This is a genomic window from Polynucleobacter sp. TSB-Sco08W16 (assembly GCF_018687455.1).
GTDB lineage: Bacteria > Pseudomonadota > Gammaproteobacteria > Burkholderiales > Burkholderiaceae > Polynucleobacter.
On sequence record NZ_CP061291.1, the window covers coordinates 155587 to 177373 of the forward strand.

Consider the following 21787-nt stretch of genomic DNA (forward strand, 5'->3'; position numbering starts at 1 on the left):
GATGAATCTGGACCCCAATCATTTGATTGACCACTTACAAGCCTTAGTAAGCCCATCTGCAAAAGTGAGTGCAGATAGTCGTCAGATCCAACCTGGGGATATCTTTTTTGCATATCCAGTCGGACACGGTAATGCATTGCGTGATGGCCGTGAATTTATTGATGCCGCTTTACAAAACGGAGCAGCAGTGGTGGTATTTGATCCTGCCGGGGTAGATGCTGGTTACTTAGATCATGCTCAATGTATCGCAGTTGAAAAGCTTGCAGAAAAAGCTGGCAAACTCTGCGCTCAATGGTATGGCGAACCAAGTAAGCAATTACAAATAATAGGTGTTACTGGTACGAACGGTAAAACCAGTATTACCCAGTGGTTAGCTAAAGCCCTAGATCAGCCTAACCATCGCACAGCAGTATTGGGTACCTTGGGTACTGGCTTTCCTGGTGCTTTAGAAAAGACGGGATACACCACTCCAGATGCACCCAAACTACAGACTCAGTTAAAAGAGTTGTTAGATGCTGGCGCAAAACAAATTGCAATGGAAGTGTCTTCTCATGCGCTTCATCAATACCGCATTTCTGGAACTTTGATCAATTGCGCAGTCTTCACCAACCTGACGCAAGATCATTTGGACTATCACGGCAGTATGGCGAACTACGCAGAAGCCAAGGCGAGTCTGTTTAGTCAGCCGGGCCTTGAGCATGCTGTTATTAACTTAGATGATCCTTTTGGCCGTGAGCTAGCTATGAATCTACTAGCTAAGGATGAAGTTAAGGTTTGGGCATACGCATTAAATCAATCCGCCTTTAAAGGCTTTGAAAAATTTGGTGATCGTCTGCAGCGCATTTATGCAGTAGGCAATGCTTTCAATAGCACTGGATATGATTCTGTATTTACTTATGAAGGGGTAGGTGAAAATTCCTTACATATTCCTTTGTTAGGTGAATTTAATTTAAGTAATGCGCTCGCCGTTTGGACGGTGTTGCTCACACAGGGGCTTACTGGAGATGAGGCAAGTAAGCGAGTAAGTCAATTACAGCCAGTGCTTGGTCGCATGGAACTCATTCCCCTTGGACATAACCCAAAGTTAGCCGGTCCTTTAGCAGTCGTCGATTACGCACACACTCCAGATGCATTGCAAAAGACTTTGCAGGCTTTACGCCCAATTGCGGAGCAGCGTGGAGGAATACTGTGGTGCGTATTTGGTTGTGGCGGAGATCGCGATAGCGGTAAGCGTCCACAAATGGGTGCAGTAGCCGAGAAATGTGCTGACCAGGTCATTATCACCAGCGATAACCCAAGATCAGAAGATCCTCAGCAAATCATGGAAATGATTCGTAGCGGTATGAACGCATCAGAAAAAGTACAGATGATTGTTGACCGTGCTTCAGCAATCATGGCGGCAGTTCGTCATGCAAATGCCCAAGATGTTGTGTTGGTAGCTGGTAAAGGCCATGAAACTTCGCAAGAAATTAGCGGTAAAAGCTTTGATTTTTCTGATCAAGAGCATATTCGTCTGGCCGCTGGAGGTTTGGTCTGATGTCTGGAATGACAACACTCGCCCAAGTACACGCAATGTTGCCTGGAAGCACTTTGCTTAATGTCACAGTAGAGTCAGCAAAAACCTTAATGCTTTCTAGGGTTGGAACAGATAGTCGTCAAATTGAAGCTGGCGAACTATTTGTCGCTTTGGCTGGCGAACGTTTTGATGCACAAGATTTCCTGGTGGATGTCACTAAGAGTGGTGCAGGCGCTGCATTAGTCAGCAAGAAAGAGAAGTGCCCAGGAAATTTACCCGCAATTTGTATTGCCGATACTCGTATTGGCTTAGGCCAGCTCGCAAAGGCCTGGCGTGCAAATTATGACATCCCATTGGCTTTGGTTACTGGTAGTAATGGCAAGACCACAGTCAAGGAAATGATTGCTTCCATATTTAAAGCAGCAGTCGGTGAGGCGCATACCTTGGTGACGAAAGGTAATCTCAATAATGATATTGGCTTGCCACTGACTATATTGAAATTACGTTCCTCTGATCAGCTGGCGGTAGTCGAACTAGGCATGAATCATCCAGGTGAAACTGCACAATTGGCGGCGATCGCACAAGCAAATATTGCCTTGATTAATAATGCTCAACGAGAGCACCAAGAGTTCATGGCAACTGTTGCTGCAGTTGCCCAAGAGCATGCTGATGTGATTCACTCCTTGTCAAAAGATGGTATTGCAGTTTTCCCGGCGGACTCAGAGTTCACTAATGTTTGGCGTGAAGCAGCAGAGCAGCGCAAAGTAGTTGACTTTGCATTAATGACTGGTCAAGCCAGCTCATCTGCTGCAGTAAAAGGGCATCTTTCAAATACCGGACGAGTAGTAGTAAGTACTGAAATTGGCTCTGTTGAGATTCAATTGAATACATTAGGTAGTCACAATGTACGCAATGCATTAGCAGCGAGTGCAGTTGCTGTGGCTGCAGGCATTAGTCTGGAAAAGATTAAACAAGGTCTGGAGGCATTTGCTCCCGTTAACGGACGTATGCAGGCTAAAAAGATCGACTCCAATCACACCTTAATTGATGATAGTTACAACGCAAATCCTGATTCTGTGCGGGCTGCAATCGATGCATTAAAGCAGTCTGGCAATAGTTCTTGGTTAATTTTGGGGGACATGGGCGAGGTTGGCAATCAAGGGCCTGAGTTTCACCGCGAAGTAGGCGCTTATGCAGCTGAGCAGGGTGTTACAAAATTATTTGCGCTTGGCGATCAATGTCAATTTGCAATTCAAGGCTTTGATGGGGTTAAGCAAGCCAATACTTCATCACAAGGAATTCATTTTTCGGATATGGATAGTTTGATTTCCCAATTGCGAGATGCGTTGCATGCGCAATCAACAGGGAGCAATCAGCATTTGAATATTTTAGTTAAGGGTTCACGATTTATGCGCATGGAGCGTGTAGTGCAAGCCTTGTTAGAGGAGGCTAAAACATGCTCTTAATGTTAGCCCAATGGCTGCAAGATGATTTCGGATTCTTCCGCGTCTTTAATTACATCACTTTTAGGGCGGTGATGGCAACGGTCACTGCCTTATTGATTGGATTGGCTGCCGGCCCTTGGGTGATTCGTAAGCTGGCTGAACTCAAGATGGGGCAGGCTGTTCGTACGGATGGACCTCAAACCCATTTAGTTAAATCGGGCACACCAACAATGGGCGGCATCCTGATATTGATTGGCATTTTTGTTTCTTGCATGCTCTGGGCTGATTTGAGTAATCGCTTTATTTGGATTGTGATGATTGTGACCTTTGGGTTCGGTGCAGTAGGTTGGGTCGATGACTATCGTAAGGTTGCATACAAGGATCCAAAGGGTATGCCTTCACGAGAAAAATTCTTCTGGCAAACCTTGATTGGTTTGTTTGCTGCTATTTACTTGGCATTCTCAGTATCTGAAGTCAATAACCTTAAGGTCTTGCAATTGTTCTATGAGTGGCTAAAGAGCGGTTTTGCATTAGACCTTCCTGCTAAGACCAATTTACTTCTGCCATTTATTAAAGAGGTCAGCTACCCATTGGGAATGATGGGCTTCATCATTTTGAGCTACTTAGTGATTGTTGGTAGCAGTAATGCTGTGAATTTAACGGATGGTCTTGATGGTTTAGTGATCATGCCAGTGATTTTGGTAGGCGCGGCTTTAGGTGCCTTTGCTTATGTGATGGGTAATGCTATTTACGCCAAGTACTTACTGTTTCCCTACATTCCCGGTGCTGGCGAGCTCATGATTTTCTGTGGAGCTATGGGTGGTGCTGGCCTTGCTTTCCTTTGGTACAACACGCATCCAGCCCAAGTGTTTATGGGTGATGTTGGCGCTCTTGCTCTAGGTGGCGCGCTTGGAACGATTGCCGTAATTGTGCGTCAAGAGATTGTGCTCTTTGTGATGGGTGGAATCTTTGTGGCTGAAACGGTTTCTGTGATGTTACAAGTGTTTTGGTTCAAGTTCACTAAGAAGCATTTTGGTGAGGGGCGTCGCATTTTCCGGATGGCACCCTTGCATCACCACTTTGAATTGGGTGGCTGGAAAGAAACACAGGTCGTTGTTCGTTTCTGGATTATCACCATCTTATTAGTTTTAGTTGGTTTATCAAGCTTGAAATTACGGTAAGCCGAAGAATAAATATGCTGACTTTAGAAAATACTTTTGCCAATCCTAGCTCTGTAGCCGATTCAGGCTATGAAGCTCCTCATCGCTTTTTGATATTAGGATTGGGTGAGTCTGGTATTGCTATGGCAAAGTGGTGCTTACGCAATGGCGCAGCAGTACGCTTAGTAGACACTCGCGATCGCTCCAAATTCTCAGAGCATCAGCTTGCTTCACTCGCAGAGTTGGAATTTGCTGGCTTAAAAGACGTTCAGTTTGGACCTCTAAACGATCAGTTGCTAAATGATATTGATGTGATTGGTATTAGCCCTGGTTTATCGCCATTCCAAGAGCCAACCGAATCATTCTTGATTGCGGCTCGCAAGGCGAGAGTAGATGTTTGGAGTGAAATTGAGTTCTTCGCTCGTGCTGTAGATGCTTTGACTCGTATGTCAGCGACAAAAGAATCTGTCTATACCTCTACAGTATTGGCAATTACTGGAACTAATGGAAAAACGACTACAACTGCCTTAACTGGACAGTTATGTGAACGTGCTGGAAAGAAAGTGGCGGTTGCCGGGAACATCAGCCCCGCAGCTCTCGACAAACTTATGACTTGTTTGGATGGTGCAGATCAATTAGAAGATATGCCAGATGTTTGGGTATTAGAGCTATCTAGCTTCCAATTGGTTTATACCTATTCTTTGAATGCAACAGCAGCTACAGTTTTAAATATCACTCAGGATCACTTGGATTGGCATGGTGATATGTCTGCATATGTTGAGGCGAAATCGAAGATCTTTGGAGGTGAGACGATTTGTGTTTTAAATCGGGATGATCCTTTGGTCATGGGTTTGCTAAGCGATGAACAAAAAGCAGAAAAGGCAATCGTTACCTTTGGCTCTAATCGGCCAGATGAGCAAGGCGCTTTTGGCATTGAGCATGATTTACGCGCAGGTGGAATTGATTGGTTGGTATGGGCAGAGGTGGATGAAGATCTTGAACCCAAACCTAAGCGTCGCCGTAAGTCTATGGCAATTGAAGAAGATGAGCCATTGCGCTTGAAGCGCTTGATTCCAGCTGATGCACTGCGTATTCGTGGTCGTCACAATGCGTTAAATGCTTTAGCAGCACTTGCATTAGCCCGTGCTGCTGGTTTACCAATGAATGTTTTACTCCATGGTTTGCGTGATTACCATGGCGAACCTCATCGTGTACAAAGCATTGCGATTGTGAATGATGTTGAGTATGTAGACGACAGTAAAGGCACTAATGTTGGTGCGACAGTAGCCGCCTTGAATGGTTTGGGCAGCAATGAATCAGGTAAAAGAATTTGGTTGATTGCTGGCGGAGATGGAAAAGGACAAGACTTTAGTCCATTAAGTGAACCTGCATTACGTTTTGTTAAGGGTGCTTTCTTGATTGGCAAAGACGGTGAAAAAATAGCCGAATCAATGGGGGATGTCCCTTGCGTAATTAGTGGCACTCTATCAGCGGCCGTCCAAGCCGCCGCTTCAAAGGCGGTATCAGGCGACTTAGTTTTATTGTCACCTGCTTGTGCAAGCCTAGATCAGTTCCGAGATTACAAAGAGCGAGCGCAGGCATTCGTTGCAGAGGTAGAAGAGCTGGGAATGCGTTTTGAGGGAGTTCAAGCGTGAGCTTAAAAGAAAAACTATTCCCGCAAAACCGCCTCGGCTTTGATCGCTTTTGGAATTTCTCAAGAGGTGGGATTGATAACTTCCGTAGTGGATTAAGAGATGCTGTTTCTGGCGTGGAGCAGACTCGTTCACGCATGATGGAATATGACCAGTTATTAGTATGGGCAGTTTTATCTTTGGCCTTAATTGGTTTGGTGATGGTGTATTCAGCCTCAATTACTTTGGCTGATGGCCCTAAGTATGCCAACTACAGTAGCAACTTCTTCTTGATTCGCCATCTGATCTCATTAGCTATTGCAATTGCCGTAGGTTTTTGGGCTTTTAAGATTCCTACTAAAGTATGGGATCGCTATTCACCAGTTATTTTTGGTTTCACTGTTCTATTGCTGATTGCCGTATTAATTCCGGGCATTGGTAAGGGTGTAAATGGTGCTAAACGTTGGATTCCACTGGGCTTAATGAACTTCCAGCCTTCTGAGTTAATGAAATTTGCCGCCGTTATTTTTGCAGCAAGCTATACAGTGCAACGTCAAGAGTATTTGCATTCCTTCTCTAAAGGAATGTTACCCATGGGTATTGCAGTTGCTCTCGTTGGTGGCCTCTTAATGAAAGAGCCTGATATGGGTGCATTCGTAGTGGTTGCCTTGATTGCATTCGGTATCTTGTTTTTAGGCGGCATCAATGCCAAATTATTTGGTGGATTGATTGTGGTTGGCTTGCTCAGTGGTGCCGCGATGATTGCGCTTTCACCATTCCGCCGTGGTCGTATGTTGGCATTCATGGATCCATGGCAAGTGGATAACGCAGCTAATAAAGGCTATCAATTAACACACTCTCTAATGGCCTTTGGTCGTGGCGAGTGGTTTGGTACTGGTCTTGGAGGGAGTGTCGAAAAGCTGCACTACTTGCCTGAAGCCCATACCGATTTCATCATGGCCGTGATTGGGGAAGAGCTTGGCTTTGTTGGCGTTGTTGTGATGATCTTTTTGTTTTACTGGATTGTGCGTCGTGCATTCATCATCGGTCGTACCGCTTTGCAATTGGATCGAAGTTTTGCAGGCTTGGCAGCAAAAGGCGTTGCCATCTGGATTGGCTGGCAAGCATTTATCAATATGGGTGTGAACCTAGGTTTGTTACCAACAAAAGGCTTAACTCTTCCATTGGTAAGTTATGGTGGGTCGGGCATCTTGATGAATGCCGTTGCGATTGCAATGCTGCTTCGTATTGATTACGAAAATCGTATTCTGATGCGCGGAGGGAAGTTGTGACAAAACCCTCAATATTAGTAATGGCTGGTGGTACTGGTGGGCATATCTTCCCAGGACTTGCCGTCGCCGAATATTTACGACTTTGCGGTTGGAATGTCTCTTGGTTAGGCAATCAAAGCGGTATGGAATATCGCTTAGTTAAATCTTGCAACTTTCCTTTTGAAGCCGTTGAGTTTGGTGGCTTACGTGGAAAAGGTCTCAAGGCAAAACTCATGCTGCCAATCAATTTGGCGCGAGCATGTTTTCAGAGTTGGAAGATCATGCGTCGCTTAAAACCAAGCGTTGTTCTGGGTATGGGCGGATACATTACTTTTCCTGGCGGCCTGGTAACAAAATTCTTAAAACGTCCATTAGTGCTTCATGAATCCAATTCTGTAGCTGGTAGCGCCAATCGTGCGCTTGCCAAGATTGCGATGCGTACCTTAACTGGCTTTCCTAACACGATGGCAAATGCAGAGTGGGTTGGTAATCCTATTCGTCAAGAGTTCGAGAATATGCCAGCACCTGCTTTGCGTTACGAACAGCGTCAAGGTCTTTTATCTATTTTGGTTGTCGGTGGTAGTTTAGGTGCTGTGGCACTGAATGAAAACATTCCCGCTGCTTTAGCTTTGATACCTAAGGATCTGCGACCCAAAGTAATTCATCAGGCCGGAGATAAGCATTTAGCAGATTTACAGAAACGCTATGCCGATCTGGGGGTTGAAGCAGATATTCGTCCGTTTATTGACGATATGCCAACGGCTTATTCACAGGCAGATCTAGTCATTTGCCGTGCAGGTGCAATGACTGTATCCGAATTGGCTGCATGTGGTGTGGCCTCTTGCTTGATTCCATTTCCCTATGCGATTGATGATCATCAAACAGCGAATGCCAAATTCTTATCGGATGCGGACGCAGCAGTTTTATTGCCTCAGCAGTCTCTTAACCCTCACGATTTAGCGTTGATGATTCAAAACTTTAATCGGGATGATCTTAAAGATATGGCTGTGCGTGCACACGCGTTAGCCAAGCCAAATGCAACTCAGCGAGCAGCTGAAGTGTGTGCTGATTGTGCAGGAGTAGGCGTATGAAACATATTGTTCAGCAGATTCACTTCATTGGTATCGGTGGCGCAGGTATGAGCGGCATTGCAGAGGTACTTTTGAACTTAGGCTACCAAGTTTCCGGCTCTGATTTGGCCGAGAGCGTGACTACTAAGCGCTTAAAAGACTTAGGCGCGGTCATTCATATTGGGCATGATCCTAAAAATATAGGGACTGCAGAAGCAGTTGTGATTTCTACCGCAGTTGCAGGCAATAATCCTGAAGTATTGGCTGCTCGTGCGGCAAAAATTCCAGTAATCCAACGCGCTGTGATGCTTGGTGAATTAATGCGTTTAAAGCAAGGCATTGCTATCGCTGGAACTCACGGTAAAACAACCACTACCAGTCTAGTGGCTTCAGTTCTGGCGGAAGGCGGTCTAGATCCTACCTTTGTTATTGGCGGTAAGCTCAATTCAGCTGGCGCAAATGCGCGTTTAGGTCGCGGTGATTTCATTGTGGTTGAGGCCGATGAGTCTGATGCATCATTCTTGCAACTCTTCCCAGCTATGGAAGTGGTGACCAATATTGATGCTGATCATATGGATACGTATCAGCATGATATGGCGAGATTGAAGCAAGCCTTTGTGCAATTTATTCAGCGTATGCCTTTCTATGGCGTAGCAGTTTTGTGTATTGATGATGCAAACGTACGTGACATCATTCCTTTTGTATCTCAACCAGTATTACGTTACGGCCTCTCTGAGGATGCTGACATTCGGGCAAGCAATATCCGTGCCGATGGAACGCGTATGCACTTTACTGTTGAGCGTCGTACTGTTCGTCGGCATGGCAATAAGCCAGGCCCACTCAATGTGACATTAAATCTTCCTGGCTTACATAACGTTCGTAATGCGCTGGCTGCAATTGGTATTGCAACTGAGTTAGGTGTCGGCGATGAAGCGATTGCTAAAGCCTTATCTGAGTTTGATGGTGTGGGCCGTCGCTTTCAACGCTATGGTGACATTCCACTGGCAGCAGGCGGTAGTTACACCTTGATTGATGATTATGGTCATCACCCTGTAGAGATGGCAGCAACATTGGCCGCTGCACGGGGCGCTTTCCCTGATCGCCGTTTAGTGTTGGCATTCCAGCCTCATCGCTTTACAAGAACTCGCGATTGTTTCGGTGAATTTGTTCAAGTTCTCAGAAATTTTGATGCCTTGGTATTAACTGAGGTTTATCCAGCGGGTGAAGCAAAGATTCCTGGGGCAGATGGAAAAAGTCTGATGAAGGCGGCCTTAGTAGAAGATAAAAATTTCAAAGGATTACTCAATACGGATGCTGTAGTTTTTGCAGCTAATGTTGCTGAGATGCCTGAAATGTTAAGTCAAGTATTAAAAGATGGAGATGTATTGATTACGATGGGCGCAGGTTCAATTTCTGCTTTGCCTCACACCTTGTCGGAGGCAAAGAATGTCTAAGCAAGACCCTACTTTATGGGGTGACCGCGTCAAATTGCGCTTAGCGAACTTAGATGTGAAAACATTTGGTCGGGTAGGTGTTTTGCTGGGTGGCCGCTCTGGCGAGCGTGAGATTTCTTTGATGTCGGGTAATGGTGTGTTACAGGCCCTTCTATCCAAAGGAGTGGATGCCCATAGCTTTGATACAGGCTTGCGGAGCCCAACTGAATTGGCTGCTGAAAAATTCGATCGGATCTTCATTTCATTGCATGGTCGCTATGGTGAGGATGGCACGATTCAAGGCTTACTAGAGTTGCTTGAATTGCCTTACACCGGTAGCGGTGTATTAGCTTCTGCATTAGCAATTGACAAGATTGTTACTAAGCAAGTTTGGATTAGTAATGGACTTTCTACTCCTGAATTTGAAGAGTTAACTGCAAACAGCGACTGGAATGGAGTGGTTAAGCATCTTGGCTTACCCTTAATTGTGAAGCCTGCGCATGAAGGATCTTCATTAGGTTTAACTAAGGTGAAGTCTGTCGAAGAGTTACCTGCTGCTTATCAATTAGCTGCTGGGCTCGATAAAAAAGTGATTGCAGAAACATGCATCGTGGGTGATGAGTTAACTTGCCCATTAGTTGGTCAAGGTGAGACTGCTGAAGCATTGCCTGTCATCAAAATTATTCCACCACAGGCCAATTACGATTTCCATAATAAATATTTCTCTGATGAGACTCAGTATTTGTGCCCAACAGGCCTTACTGCTGAGGTGAATGAGCGAGTTCAAGAGTTGGCTTTAGCTGCGTATAAAGCGCTTGGCTGTCAGACTTGGGGTCGCGCTGATGTGATGCTCGATCAAAAAACAGGTAAGCCTTATTTACTAGAGATGAATACTTCTCCTGGCATGACTTCACATTCATTGGTACCTATGGCTGCAAAAGCTGCTGGGGTTGAATATGCTGATTTAGTACTGTGGTTATTAAGCCAAACCCTCCAAGATAAAGAGGTTGCCACTGCATGAGTAACTTCATGGACCGGTTCGGCGAAATCTTCGCCATGCTGATGTCTCCACTTTGGAATCATCCAGAGCGGATGCAGAAGCTTAGCCGTTTCTTGATGCGTTGTTTTGTAGTCATGCTTGTGATTGGGGTACTGGTCTGGTTAAGTCAGCGCCCAGTATTTGCCCTAAAGCAAATTCAGATTGAACCAGTCGCAGGCCAAACTTTAAAGCACATCAACAAATCACTCGTGAAGCAGCAAGTTTCAGAGACAGTGCAAGGGAACTTCTTTAGTGTTCGCTTAGAAGATGTCAAGCGTGGATTTGAAACGATGCCGTGGGTTCGTCATGCCAATGTGCGACGAGTTTGGCCCAATGGCTTGATAGTAAGCATTGAAGAACAAAAGCCATTTGGCACCTGGGGCGGTGCTGATAGCCGCGCTTTAATGAATACTCATGGAGAAATCTTTGCTGGCCGTGTTTCTGAGGTTGGTGACGATGTGCATTTAATTGATTTCCATGGACCCGAGGATTCAGGTCAAGAAGTGATGAGTCTTTATGAAAAAGCGAATAACTGGTTCAAGCCCTGGGGCGCAGAAGTCACTAGCCTGGCGTTAACTGAACGTTATGCCTGGCATATCAAACTTTCAAATGGCATGAAGGTGGAGTTTGGCCGGGATGAAGAAAGTTCTGACAAAACATTAACGGAAGAGCGTGTTGCGCGTCTCTTCAAATATTGGCCACAAGTTCAAGAGAAGTGGTCGAACAGAATTGATGCAGTGGATTTGCGTTATGCAAATGGTTTTGCGGTTCATCTTGCTGCTGCAAGTGTGAAAAAGAACGATGTCGATGGTAAGAAAAGCGAGCTGAAGCAATGAAGGAACGGGTATGAGTAAAGATAATCGCGATCTATTAGTTGGATTAGATATTGGAACATCCAAGGTGGTCGCTTTGGTCGCAGAATTAGCACCTGATGGCCAATTCAATGTGGTTGGTGTTGGACAAACTGCTTCTAAAGGCCTGAAGAAGGGCGTAGTTGTCAATATTGAAGCAACCGTTCAGTCGATTCAGAAGGCCTTAGAAGAAGCTGAGATCATGGCTGATCGCCAAATCGTTCAAGTTTTTACCGGTATTGCTGGTAATCACATTGTGAGTTTTAACTCGAGTGGCATGGTTGCGATTCGCGATAAAGAGGTGAGCTCTGGAGATGTGGAGCGTGTACTAGAGACTGCAAAAGCAATCAATATTCCTACTGATCAACAGATTTTGCACATTCTCGTTCAGGAATTCATCATTGATGGTCAAGAAGATGTCCGTGAGCCGATTGGGATGAGTGGTTTGCGCCTTGAGGTAAAGGTACACATTGTTACTGGCGCTGTTAGTGCTGCACAAAATATTGTGAAATGTGTGCGTCGCTGTGGTCTTGAGGTTAATGACCTTATTTTGCAACCTCTAGCATCCAGTCTTGCTGTACTAACTGAAGATGAAAAAGAATTAGGCGTGGTCTTGGTTGATATTGGTGGGGGCACTACCGATATTGCCATCTATTGCCAAGGGTCTATTCGTCATACAGCAGTAATCCCAATTGCAGGCGATCAAATTACCAATGACATTGCGATGGCATTGCGTACCCCAACAATTGATGCGGAAGATTTGAAGATTGCGCACGGTATCGCCCGTCAAGAAATGGCAGATCCAACTGCCATGATCGATGTACCTGGAGTGGGGGATCGTGAGCCACGTCCAATGTCTAAACAAGCCTTAGCGGCAGTGATCGAACCGCGTGTTGAAGAGCTATTTACTTTAGTAAGAGGGGTAGTAAGAGACTCTGGCTATGAAGATATGGTCTCTTCAGGAATAGTTTTGACTGGTGGCACAGCTTTAATGCCAGGCATGGTTGAGTTGGCCGAGCAAGTCTTCTTGCGACCTGCGCGAATTGGTACACCTGAATATCGCGGTCATTTACATGAGGTCCTTCGCAGCCCTCGTTTTGCTACCAGCATTGGTTTGTTAATGGAAGGCCAGGCGCAATTGTTGCGTGGTCGTCGTGTTTCTCAGTCAGGCGCTTTACAAGGTGTGATCTCGCGCATGAAGGAATGGTTTGCAGGAAATTTTTAAGTTTTTTCGTCGTCGTCAATGTAGTACGTTTTTTACCTAGGAGGGTATATGGAATTTGAAATGTTAGATCAAGAAACAGCTGGTAAGACCATCATCAAAGTAGTTGGAGTTGGTGGCGCTGGTGGTAATGCTGTTCAACACATGATCCGTCGCGGAGTGAATGGCGTAGAGTTTATTTGCATGAACACCGATGCTGGCGCTTTACAGCGTTCTGAGGCATCTGTGAATTTGCAACTGGGCTCTAGCGGATTAGGTGCTGGCGCTAAACCAGAAATCGGCGCTGCTTCTGCTGAAGAAGCCCGCGCACGAATTGCGGACACACTGCAAGGCGCCCATATGGTGTTCATTACTGCTGGTATGGGTGGGGGCACTGGTACTGGTGCAGCTCCAATTGTTGCTCAAGTGGCTAAAGAAATGGGCATCTTGACTGTTGGCGTTATTAGCAAGCCATTTGATTTTGAGGGTGTAAAGCGCTTGAAGGTTGCTGAGAATGGTGCCGCTGAGCTCGAGTCTTATGTGGATTCATTGATTGTGGTTCTCAATGAGAAGCTCTTTGAAGTCATGGGCGAAGATGCAGAGTTTGATAAAGCTTTTGCATGCGCTGATGATGTATTGCATAACGCGGTTTCTGGTATTGCAGAAATTATCAATGTTCAAGGTTTGATTAACGTTGACTTTGAGGACGTGAAGACTGTAATGGGCGAGCAAGGTAAGGCGATGATGGGAACTGCAACAGTTTCTGGTATGGATCGCGCACGCTTGGCTGCCGAAGCTGCAGTTGCTTCACCATTGCTCGAAGGTGTAGATTTATCAGGAGCACGTGGCGTATTAGTCAACATTACTGCTAGCCGTTCATTGAAGTTGTCTGAAACGCGTGAAGTGATGGCTGCTATTCGTGGTTATGCTGCTGATGATGCAACTGTCATCTTTGGTACCGTGTACGACGAGAGCTTGGGCGATGCCTTGCGTGTCACTGTTGTTGCTACTGGTTTAAATAATCCACAAGCGCGTCAAAATCATCAACCAGAAGTAGTATGGAGACAGGCTACTGGTACTCATGATGCAATGCCAACTATGGCTGATCTCAATAGCTTTGCTCCGGCTAGTGCATCTGCAGCTATTAGCAAGGTGAGTTTGGATTCTGCATTGAGTACTAGTGCAGGTATGGCCTTGACTGGCTCTGCAAGTGCACCAGCAGCAGCGCAAGCAGCAAGCACTGGGGTTGATTACAGTCAGTATGATTTACCGCGTGTATTTCGTAGCTCTCGTGAGGCGACTCCTGCGCCAACTTTAGGTGCAGACAGCTCACCTCAAGCAAAGACCTTGCTTGATAAAGGGGCTGATTACTATGAAATCCCTGCGTTTTTACGTAAACAAGCAGATTAATTGACTGCTTAATACAATAGGTTATTGCGAAATGCCAGCGCGGCGCCCCTCCGGACGACGAATCCCGCGCTTGCGTTGGCATGCTTACTAACAATCACTTATTGGAGACACCATGATTGCTGTTGGACAAAAACTACCAAATGCCACTCTTTATGAATTTTTGAATGAAGAGACAGAAGGCTGTACCTTGGGACCTAATGCTTTTGAAGTTGAGAAGCTTGTAGCAGGCAAAAAAATTGTGATCTTTGCATTGCCTGGTGCATTTACGCCAACTTGCTCTGCTAAGCATGTCCCCGGATATGTTGAGCATTACGATGCAATTAAAGCAAAGGGTGTTGATGAGATTTGGTGTATTTCTGTGAACGACCCATTTGTAATGGGTGCATGGGGACGTGATCAAAAAGTAGGTAACAAAATTCGCATGATGGGTGATGGTAGTGCTGAGTTCACTAAGAAAATGGGCCTGGAATTGGATTTGATAGCCCGTGGTTTAGGAGTTCGCTCAGACCGCTATGCCATGATTGTTGAAGACGGCGTGATTAAAACTTTAGATCGTGAAGCTCCAGGTAAATTTGAAGTGAGTGATGCTGCTTCAATTTTGAAAAAACTGTAATTCAATAATAAATATCTACTGAATTTAGAGACGTCATCATGATGAAGCAAAGAACCATAGCCACTCCGGTGAAAACTGTGGGAATTGGTTTGCATTCTGGCCGCAAGGTGACGATCTCTATTAAGCCTGCGCCTGTGAATTCAGGAGTTCAGTTTGTGCGTGTTGATACACCAGAGCAGTCAGTGGTGCCTGCAACTGCTCTAGCTGTATGTGATACAAGGCTGGCATCAGTTATTCAAAAAGATGGTGTGCGGGTATCAACGGTTGAGCATCTACTGTCTGCTTGTGCTGGCCTGGGATTAGATAATCTATTGATCGAACTCGACGGCGAAGAAGTGCCCATCATGGATGGCAGCGCCGCTTCATTCTTATTCTTAATTGAATCCGCTGGCATTGTTGAGCAAGATGCACCGCGCCAATTTGTAGTTATTAAAAAACCTGTGGAAGTGCGAGAGGGCGATAAGCTAGCTCGACTAGAACCTTTCTTTGGTTTTAAGTTGGATTTCACAATTGACTTTAAGCATCCTGCAGTAGATAAGACAGGGCAACGATTTGTAGTCGATTTTGCAGAGCATGCCTATCGCAGTGAAATTGGTCGCGCTCGGACATTTGGATTTGCCCATGAAGTAGAGGCGCTGCGAGAAATGGGATTGGCCCGTGGTGGAAGTCTAGATAATGCAATTGTTTTAGATGAGCATCGCATCTTGAATAACGAAGAGTTGCGTTATGAGGATGAGTTTGTACGTCACAAAATTTTGGATGCGATTGGGGATCTCTTCTTAGTGGGCCATCCAATTGTTGGGGCCTATGTAGCTGAAAAATCAGGTCATGCTCTAAACAATGCTCTTTTACGTAAGCTCTTGGAAGACCCAAGTTCTTATGAAATTAGCTCTTTTGCCGAAAACAAGGCCCCCGAAGCCTATTCGCAAGAAAACCAACCACTCTTTTTCTAACTGGGCTTTTTAAGATTTGCTGCGAATTATTTCGGTTTATGCCGAAGTAGTCGTTCTACTGTTTTGCGAAGATCAGAATCTGGCGCTAACTTATCGAGCAATTCTTCCCACGACTTTTTGGCAATCGCATTAAAACCTTGAGGTTTACGCTGCTCTTTGTCACCTGCGCGTGGTTTTACTTCCCATTGGGCTGGGGCAGGCTTAACTTTTACCTTTATGGCGCTGCAAGTCAGCCCAAGTTTTCCTAACTCATTGATTAGACTAGGTAAATTTTGTTGTAGGCGGCTAGCAATGCTGGCACTACTGACGAGCAAAAAGAGTTCATTTTGGGTCCCGGAGCGCCAGCCAGCCTCAATCTTGGGGTTTAGGTGCTCCAACCCCAGTTTTTCTAAGGCTAGCCCTAGAGTGGATTTGAGCTTGGCTAAATCTTCGGTTTTAGCCAAAATCCCCCCAAGTCCATTGGACTCGCGCAGGTAATCAAGCCAGTCATGAGCTGTTTGCTTGCGGGATGATTTAGGGGTGAAGTTCATAAAAAAATGGGGGTGCGGGTGATAAACTCAAGGTCTTAATTTTCTTCAATATCCCATGGTAATCGGTCTTCTTAAAACCCTGGTCGGCAGTCGTAACGACCGCCTCTTAAAACAGTATCGCAAAGTTGTTGCCAAGGTTGGCGCTTTCGAGCCAAGCTTGCAATCTTTGGATGATGTCGCACTTGCTGCTAAAACTGCAGAGTTTAAGTCTCGCTTGGCTGGCGGCGAGGCTTTAGATGACATTGCGCCCGAAGCTTTTGCGGTAGTTCGCGAAGCCAGTGTGCGCGTTATGAAAATGCGTCACTTTGATGCCCAGCTAATGGGCGGCCTCGCACTTCATCAAGGCAAGATTGCTGAGATGGGTACTGGTGAGGGAAAGACCTTAACTGCAACGCTACCCGTTTATTTGAATGCATTGACTGGCAAGGGTGTTCATGTTGTTACCGTGAATGATTATTTGGCACAACGCGATGCTGAATGGATGTCCAAGCTATACAACTTCTTAGGTATGACCGTTGGTGTGAATCTGTCACAGATGGATCACAAGACTAAGCAAGACGCCTATGCTGCGGACATTACTTACGGCACTAATAACGAATTCGGTTTTGATTATTTGCGTGACAACATGGTCCAGGATGTGGATCAGCGTGTACAGCGTGGCTTAGCTTATGCCATTGTTGATGAAGTTGACTCTATTTTGATTGATGAGGCGCGTACGCCACTCATTATTTCTGGTCAGGCAGATGATCACACCGATTTATATGTCAAGATCAACGCCCTTCCATCTTATTTGGAGCGTCAAATTGGTGAAGAGAAAGCCGATGGCACTGGGGTTGAAAAGCCAGGCGATTACTGGGTAGATGAAAAGTCTCAGCAGGTTTATTTAACAGAGCAGGGCCACGATAAGGCAGAGCAAGTTTTAGTCCAGATTGGCGCCTTAAATGATGGCGACTCTCTGTATGCTCCGCAAAATATTACTTTGATGCATCACGTGTATGCAGCCTTACGTGCACATACCTTATATAACCGTGACCAGCAGTATGTTGTTCAGAATAATGAAGTTATCATTGTTGATGAGTTCACGGGTCGACTGATGCAAGGTCGTCGCTGGTCTGATGGCCTGCATCAAGCAGTTGAAGCTAAAGAAGGTGTGCCGATTCAGAATGAGAATCAGACATTAGCAACGATTACCTTCCAGAATTATTTCCGGATGTACGGCAAGCTGGCTGGTATGACTGGTACGGCAGATACAGAGGCGTATGAGTTCAAGGAAATTTACAACCTTGAAACGGTGGTGATTCCTCCAAATCGCATCAGCCAAAGAAAAGATAAACAAGATCAAATCTATAAGTCATCACGCGAACGCTATGATGCTGTGATTAAAGATATTGAAGATTGTTTCGAGCGCGGTCAACCGGTATTAGTTGGTACCACCTCGATTGAAAACTCGGAATTAATTGCTGGCTTACTTGATAAACGTAAATTGCCGCATCAGGTCTTAAATGCAAAGCAGCATGCTCGCGAGGCAGAGATTATTGCTCAGGCTGGCCGTCCAAAAATGATCACGATTGCTACCAATATGGCTGGTCGCGGTACTGACATCGTGCTTGGCGGTAATGTTGGTAAACAGTCTGCTTTGATTGAAGCTGATGAAGCGCTTTCTGATTCAGAAAAAGCTGCCAAGATTAAGCAACTGCATGACGAATGGCAAGACATCCACGATCAAGTGTTAAATGCGGGTGGCTTACACATCATTGGTACAGAGCGCCATGAGAGTCGCCGTATTGATAATCAATTAAGAGGCCGTTCTGGTCGCCAAGGCGATCCAGGGTCTTCGCGTTTCTACCTTTCCTTAGACGATCCTCTCCTGCGTATTTTTGCGGGTGATCGTTTACGCGCCGTTATGGAGCGTCTCAAGATGCCTGATGGCGAGCCGATTGAAGCTGGTATGGTGACGCGGTCTATTGAGTCTGCACAGCGCAAGGTTGAGGGCCGTAATTTTGATATGCGTAAGCAGTTGCTTGAGTACGATGACGTTGCAAATGATCAGCGGAAAGAAACTTATCGCCTCCGCAATGAAGTGCTTGAGAGTGCTGATATTGGTGATCTCATCGCTAATTTGCGCGAAGATGTATTACGCACCGTGTGCTCCTTCTATGTTCCTCTCGAATCTATGGAAGAGCAGTGGGACCTATCTGGTCTTGAGCATGTATTGGCCAATGAATGGGGTCTGACGGTTGATCTCCAGAAGTGGGTTGAGGGCGCTGATAGCATTGACGATTCAGAAATCGTAGAGCGTGTATTGTCTGCTGCTAAAGAGGCTTATGACGCGAAGGTTGAGCTCTCTGGTCGCGAATCTTTTGCAGGCTTCGAGCGTTCCGTTCTTCTTTATAGTGTTGATACCCATTGGCGTGAGCATTTAGCTGCTCTTGATCATTTGCGTCAAGGCATTCATCTGCGTGGCTATGCACAAAAAGATCCAAAGCAAGAATATCGCCGTGAAGCGTTTGAACTTTATGGCGAACTCTTGAATGTCATCAAGAATGATGTTGTTAAGAGCATCACGACAGTGCAAATTCGTAGCGCCAGTGAACTAGATCGCGCTTCCGAGTCGATGAATGAAGATTTAGCGAAACTAAAAGATCTTCAGTACCAACATGCAGATGCCGACTTAGAGGTTGCTGGTTCTACCGGTGACCGTGGTGCTGCCATTGATATTCAGCCAGCACCAGTTCGCGCAGGACCTAAGATTGGTCGTAATGATCCTTGTTCGTGTGGTAGTGGTAAGAAATATAAAAATTGTCATGGGGCGTTGACTTAACCCATATAAAAAATTTGTTATTTTTGATGGCTCAGATTTCTCTGAGCCATTTTTCTTGGTGGAATCCCTAATTTTTTATCCAAGCGAAAATCTGACATATCTGTCATGATTTGTGAGTGCCAACACAGGCAGTTTATTTATGAATATTGAATTCCACTAAGGGGATCTTATGGCCTTATCTTTTACTCTCAATGGTAGTGCAGTTAATTTTGATGGAGATCCAGAAACCCCAATTCTCTGGGTCTTACGCGATCATTTAGATGTCACTAGTCCTAAGTATGGTTGTGGTGCTGGTTTGTGTGGGGCCTGTACGGTTCATCTTGAGGGCGCCGCCATTCGTTCTTGTTCGACTCCTGTGTCTGCAGCGAATGGTAAAAAAGTGACCACTCTCGAGGGTTTGTCTGCCAAAGTTGGCAAAGCCCTACAAGACGCTTGGATCGAATTCGATGTGCCTCAGTGTGGCTACTGTCAGACTGGGCAAATGATGTCTGCGGCCGATCTCTTAGCTAAGAAAAAACAACCTAGCAGTGACGACATTAAAAATGCCATGAGTGGCAATATTTGTCGATGTGGAACGTATTCCCGTATAGAAAAAGCAGTTAAATGTGCTGCTGATAAATTGGCCTAAGGGGATAAATACATGAAAAATAATTCGTTAAAGAATCAAAGTCGCCGTCAGTTTATTCAACACAGTGCTGCTGCTAGTGGTGCCTTCGTGCTCGGCATGTATTTGCCCTTATCTAGTGAGGCTGCAACGGCTGGGAATGACCAGCCAGCCTTAGCAAATGCCTGGGTTCGAATTACGCCTAGCAATCAAATTACCTTAATTTGCGCTCGCTCTGAAATGGGCCAAGACGTTTACACCTCTATGCCGGCTTTGCTTGCTGAGGAGTTAAACCTCCCACTGTCAATGATCCAAGTAGAAATTGCCGGCGTTGCCCCTGTTTATATCAATGCGATGTTGGGAGGTCAAATCACTGGCGGCTCTACTTCGGTTCGCGAAGCTTTTGATAAGCTAAGAACAGCAGGCGCTGCTACACGCTCGGTCTTGATTCAAGCTGCAGCTCAACGTTGGAATGTCGCAGCTGCAGACTGCAAGGCAATGAATGGCAAAGTAAGCCACTCCAGTGGTAAGTCTGCTACTTATGGTGAATTGGCTGCTGATGCTGCTAAGTTACCGCTACCAGAAAAGCCAGCCCTGAAGTCACCGGCAAACTTTATGGTGATTGGCAAAGAGACGATGCGTCGTCTGGATACTCCTGCCAAGGTGGCTGGCAAAGCAGTGTATGGAATTGATGTGAAGATTCCCGGAATGGCGATTGCATCATTGGCTCAATGCCCTGTGATTGGCGGTACCCCGACCTCTTATGACGCATCAGCCGCCCTTAAGGTGTCCGGTGTGATTAAAGTCGTGCAGATCTCCGATGGTGTGGCGGTGTTGGCCAAAGATTTCTATGCTGCACGCAAAGGTAGAGATGCTCTAAAGATTACTTGGAATGAAGGTCCCAACGCGAACCTAAATAATGCAGTGGTTCGTAAGTCGCTAGAAGATGGCTTATCCAAGAAGGGCGCTGTTATCAAAACGGTGGGCGATGCCAATACTGCAGTTCCTAATGGCAAGACCATTAGTGCGCAGTACTTTTTGCCATACTTGGCCCACTCTACTATGGAGCCAGTCAATTGCTCTGCAGATGTTTCTAATGGTAAGTGCAGAATCATCGGACCTATTCAATTTCAGCAAGGTGGTGAAGCGGTTGCAGCTACAGCGGCAGGTGTAACGCCAGAGGATGTCACGATTCAAACTACATTTCTTGGTGGAGGCTTTGGAAGAAAGCTAGAGCTTGACTTTATTCGCCAGGCTGCAGAAATTTCGAAAGCAGCTGGTATGCCAGTGAAGATGCTGTGGACCAAAGAAGACGACATCACCCATGACTTTTATCGTCCAATGAGCATTCATCGGGTTGATGGAGTTTTAGGTCCCAATGGTCAACTGGCAAGCATGAAAGCGAAGATGGTTTCACAGTCTGTTACAGCTCGCGCATTCCCAGGATTTGTTAAGGATGGTTTCGATCCTTTTATGGTGGAAGGCTCCAATAACATTACTTATGACATTCCCAATCTTGAAATTACTAATGTCATTACAGATACTGGCCTTCGCGTCGGGTACTGGCGCTCAGTGAGTAATGCATTAAACGCTTTTGCAATTGAGAGTTTTGTGGATGAAGCAGCAAGCGCTGCCGGTAAAGATCCGGTAGCTTTCCGTCTCGCCTCTTTAGGTAAGCACCCAAGAGCAAAGCATGTTCTTGAAACTGCCGTGAAAAAGTCTGGTTATACCTCTGGTAGCAAACGATTTGGTGTGGCCCAAATGGAATGCTATGACACCTATTCAGCCTGTATTTTGGAGTTGGATACCTCGGCACCTGAAACGAAGGTGAAGAAGATCACTTTCGTTTCTGATTGCGGAATTGCGGTACATCCAGATCAAGCGAGGGCGCAGCTCATGGGCGGAGTAATTTATGGTTTAAGTGCTGCCTTGGGTAACGCCATCACGATTGAAAATGGCCGTGTTCAGCAAAACAACTTTAATAACTATCCAAGCTTGCGTCAAAACCAGGTTCCGGTAATTGAGGTTCATTTGATCCCTAGTCAAGAGAAGCCAGGTGGATTAGGTGAGGTCGGGGTTCCTTTGGTGGCCCCTGCCTTAGCCAATGCCATTGCTGCTGCAACTGGTAAGCGACTTCGAGAGTTGCCAGTAAAAGCCTAGATTTAGGCCTTCAGGAGAAGATAAAGCGCGCCAGATAATGGCGCGCTTTGTTTTTGAGCCTCATCTACAATTATCAGAC

Annotated in this window: 17 protein-coding genes; 16 read left to right on the forward strand and 1 reads right to left on the reverse strand. The window is 45.8% G+C overall.

What is annotated here, in order from left to right:
* Nucleotide 1 precedes the first annotated feature (1 nt).
* The 13 genes from FD961_RS00870 (at nucleotide 2) to lpxC (ending at nucleotide 15593) form a co-directional block, all read left to right on the forward strand.
* Complete coding sequence (locus FD961_RS00870) at nucleotides 2-1537, forward strand: UDP-N-acetylmuramoyl-L-alanyl-D-glutamate--2,6-diaminopimelate ligase (protein ID WP_251371284.1); 1536 nt, start codon at nucleotides 2-4, stop codon at nucleotides 1535-1537.
* Complete coding sequence (gene murF, locus FD961_RS00875) at nucleotides 1537-2982, forward strand: UDP-N-acetylmuramoyl-tripeptide--D-alanyl-D-alanine ligase (protein WP_215393717.1); 1446 nt, start codon at nucleotides 1537-1539, stop codon at nucleotides 2980-2982. Before FD961_RS00870 ends, murF begins: the two co-directional genes overlap by 1 nt.
* On the forward strand, nucleotides 2973-4142 hold the full coding sequence (gene mraY / locus FD961_RS00880; protein WP_215393718.1) for a phospho-N-acetylmuramoyl-pentapeptide-transferase: 1170 nt from the start codon (nucleotides 2973-2975) through the stop codon (nucleotides 4140-4142). Before murF ends, mraY begins: the two co-directional genes overlap by 10 nt.
* Before the next feature lie 14 nt (nucleotides 4143-4156).
* Entirely contained in the window at nucleotides 4157-5776 is a 1620-nt protein-coding gene (murD, locus tag FD961_RS00885) for a UDP-N-acetylmuramoyl-L-alanine--D-glutamate ligase (RefSeq protein ID WP_215393719.1), read from the forward strand.
* 71 nt (nucleotides 5777-5847) lie between these two features.
* Nucleotides 5848-7044 (forward strand): putative lipid II flippase FtsW, encoded by a 1197-nt coding sequence (gene ftsW, locus FD961_RS00890; protein WP_251371338.1) that lies wholly within the window; start codon nucleotides 5848-5850, stop codon nucleotides 7042-7044.
* On the forward strand, nucleotides 7041-8114 hold the full coding sequence (gene murG / locus FD961_RS00895) for an undecaprenyldiphospho-muramoylpentapeptide beta-N-acetylglucosaminyltransferase (RefSeq protein WP_256438053.1): 1074 nt from the start codon (nucleotides 7041-7043) through the stop codon (nucleotides 8112-8114). Before ftsW ends, murG begins: the two co-directional genes overlap by 4 nt.
* On the forward strand, nucleotides 8111-9547 hold the full coding sequence (gene murC, locus FD961_RS00900; RefSeq protein ID WP_215393721.1) for a UDP-N-acetylmuramate--L-alanine ligase: 1437 nt from the start codon (nucleotides 8111-8113) through the stop codon (nucleotides 9545-9547). Before murG ends, murC begins: the two co-directional genes overlap by 4 nt.
* The gene (locus FD961_RS00905) at nucleotides 9540-10547 is read left to right on the forward strand and encodes a D-alanine--D-alanine ligase (protein WP_215393722.1); all 1008 of its coding nucleotides are present in this window, start codon (nucleotides 9540-9542) and stop codon (nucleotides 10545-10547) included. The genes murC and FD961_RS00905 overlap by 8 nt, the downstream gene beginning before the upstream one ends.
* Nucleotides 10544-11401: a cell division protein FtsQ/DivIB gene (locus FD961_RS00910; RefSeq protein WP_215393723.1), complete on the forward strand. Its 858-nt coding sequence runs from the start codon at nucleotides 10544-10546 to the stop codon at nucleotides 11399-11401. Before FD961_RS00905 ends, FD961_RS00910 begins: the two co-directional genes overlap by 4 nt.
* Before the next feature lie 10 nt (nucleotides 11402-11411).
* Nucleotides 11412-12641: a cell division protein FtsA gene (gene ftsA / locus FD961_RS00915; RefSeq protein WP_071464536.1), complete on the forward strand. Its 1230-nt coding sequence runs from the start codon at nucleotides 11412-11414 to the stop codon at nucleotides 12639-12641.
* 48 nt (nucleotides 12642-12689) lie between these two features.
* Nucleotides 12690-14027, forward strand: coding sequence for a cell division protein FtsZ (ftsZ, locus tag FD961_RS00920; RefSeq protein WP_071464537.1), 1338 nt, complete (start codon nucleotides 12690-12692; stop codon nucleotides 14025-14027).
* 112 nt (nucleotides 14028-14139) lie between these two features.
* Nucleotides 14140-14640 (forward strand): peroxiredoxin, encoded by a 501-nt coding sequence (locus FD961_RS00925; RefSeq protein ID WP_071464538.1) that lies wholly within the window; start codon nucleotides 14140-14142, stop codon nucleotides 14638-14640.
* Nucleotides 14641-14678: 38 nt separating this feature from the next.
* Nucleotides 14679-15593, forward strand: a complete 915-nt coding sequence (lpxC, locus tag FD961_RS00930) for a UDP-3-O-acyl-N-acetylglucosamine deacetylase (RefSeq protein ID WP_215393724.1) — start codon at nucleotides 14679-14681, stop codon at nucleotides 15591-15593.
* Between the two features lie 26 nt (nucleotides 15594-15619).
* On the opposite strand, the gene FD961_RS00935 is transcribed toward lpxC, so the two are convergent.
* Nucleotides 15620-16123 (reverse strand): hypothetical protein, encoded by a 504-nt coding sequence (locus tag FD961_RS00935; RefSeq protein WP_215393725.1) that lies wholly within the window; start codon nucleotides 16121-16123, stop codon nucleotides 15620-15622.
* A 55-nt stretch (nucleotides 16124-16178) separates the two neighbouring features.
* On the opposite strand from FD961_RS00935, the gene secA reads away from it, so the two are divergent.
* The 3 genes from secA to FD961_RS00950 all read left to right on the forward strand — a co-directional run bounded on the left by secA (nucleotide 16179) and on the right by FD961_RS00950 (nucleotide 21708).
* A complete protein-coding gene (gene secA / locus FD961_RS00940) occupies nucleotides 16179-18944 on the forward strand; it encodes a preprotein translocase subunit SecA (RefSeq protein WP_215393726.1) in 2766 nt (921 codons plus the stop codon).
* Between the two features lie 169 nt (nucleotides 18945-19113).
* Nucleotides 19114-19572, forward strand: coding sequence for a (2Fe-2S)-binding protein (locus FD961_RS00945; protein WP_215393727.1), 459 nt, complete (start codon nucleotides 19114-19116; stop codon nucleotides 19570-19572).
* 12 nt (nucleotides 19573-19584) lie between these two features.
* On the forward strand, nucleotides 19585-21708 hold the full coding sequence (locus FD961_RS00950) for a molybdopterin cofactor-binding domain-containing protein (RefSeq protein ID WP_215393728.1): 2124 nt from the start codon (nucleotides 19585-19587) through the stop codon (nucleotides 21706-21708).
* Nucleotides 21709-21787: the final 79 nt, after the last annotated feature.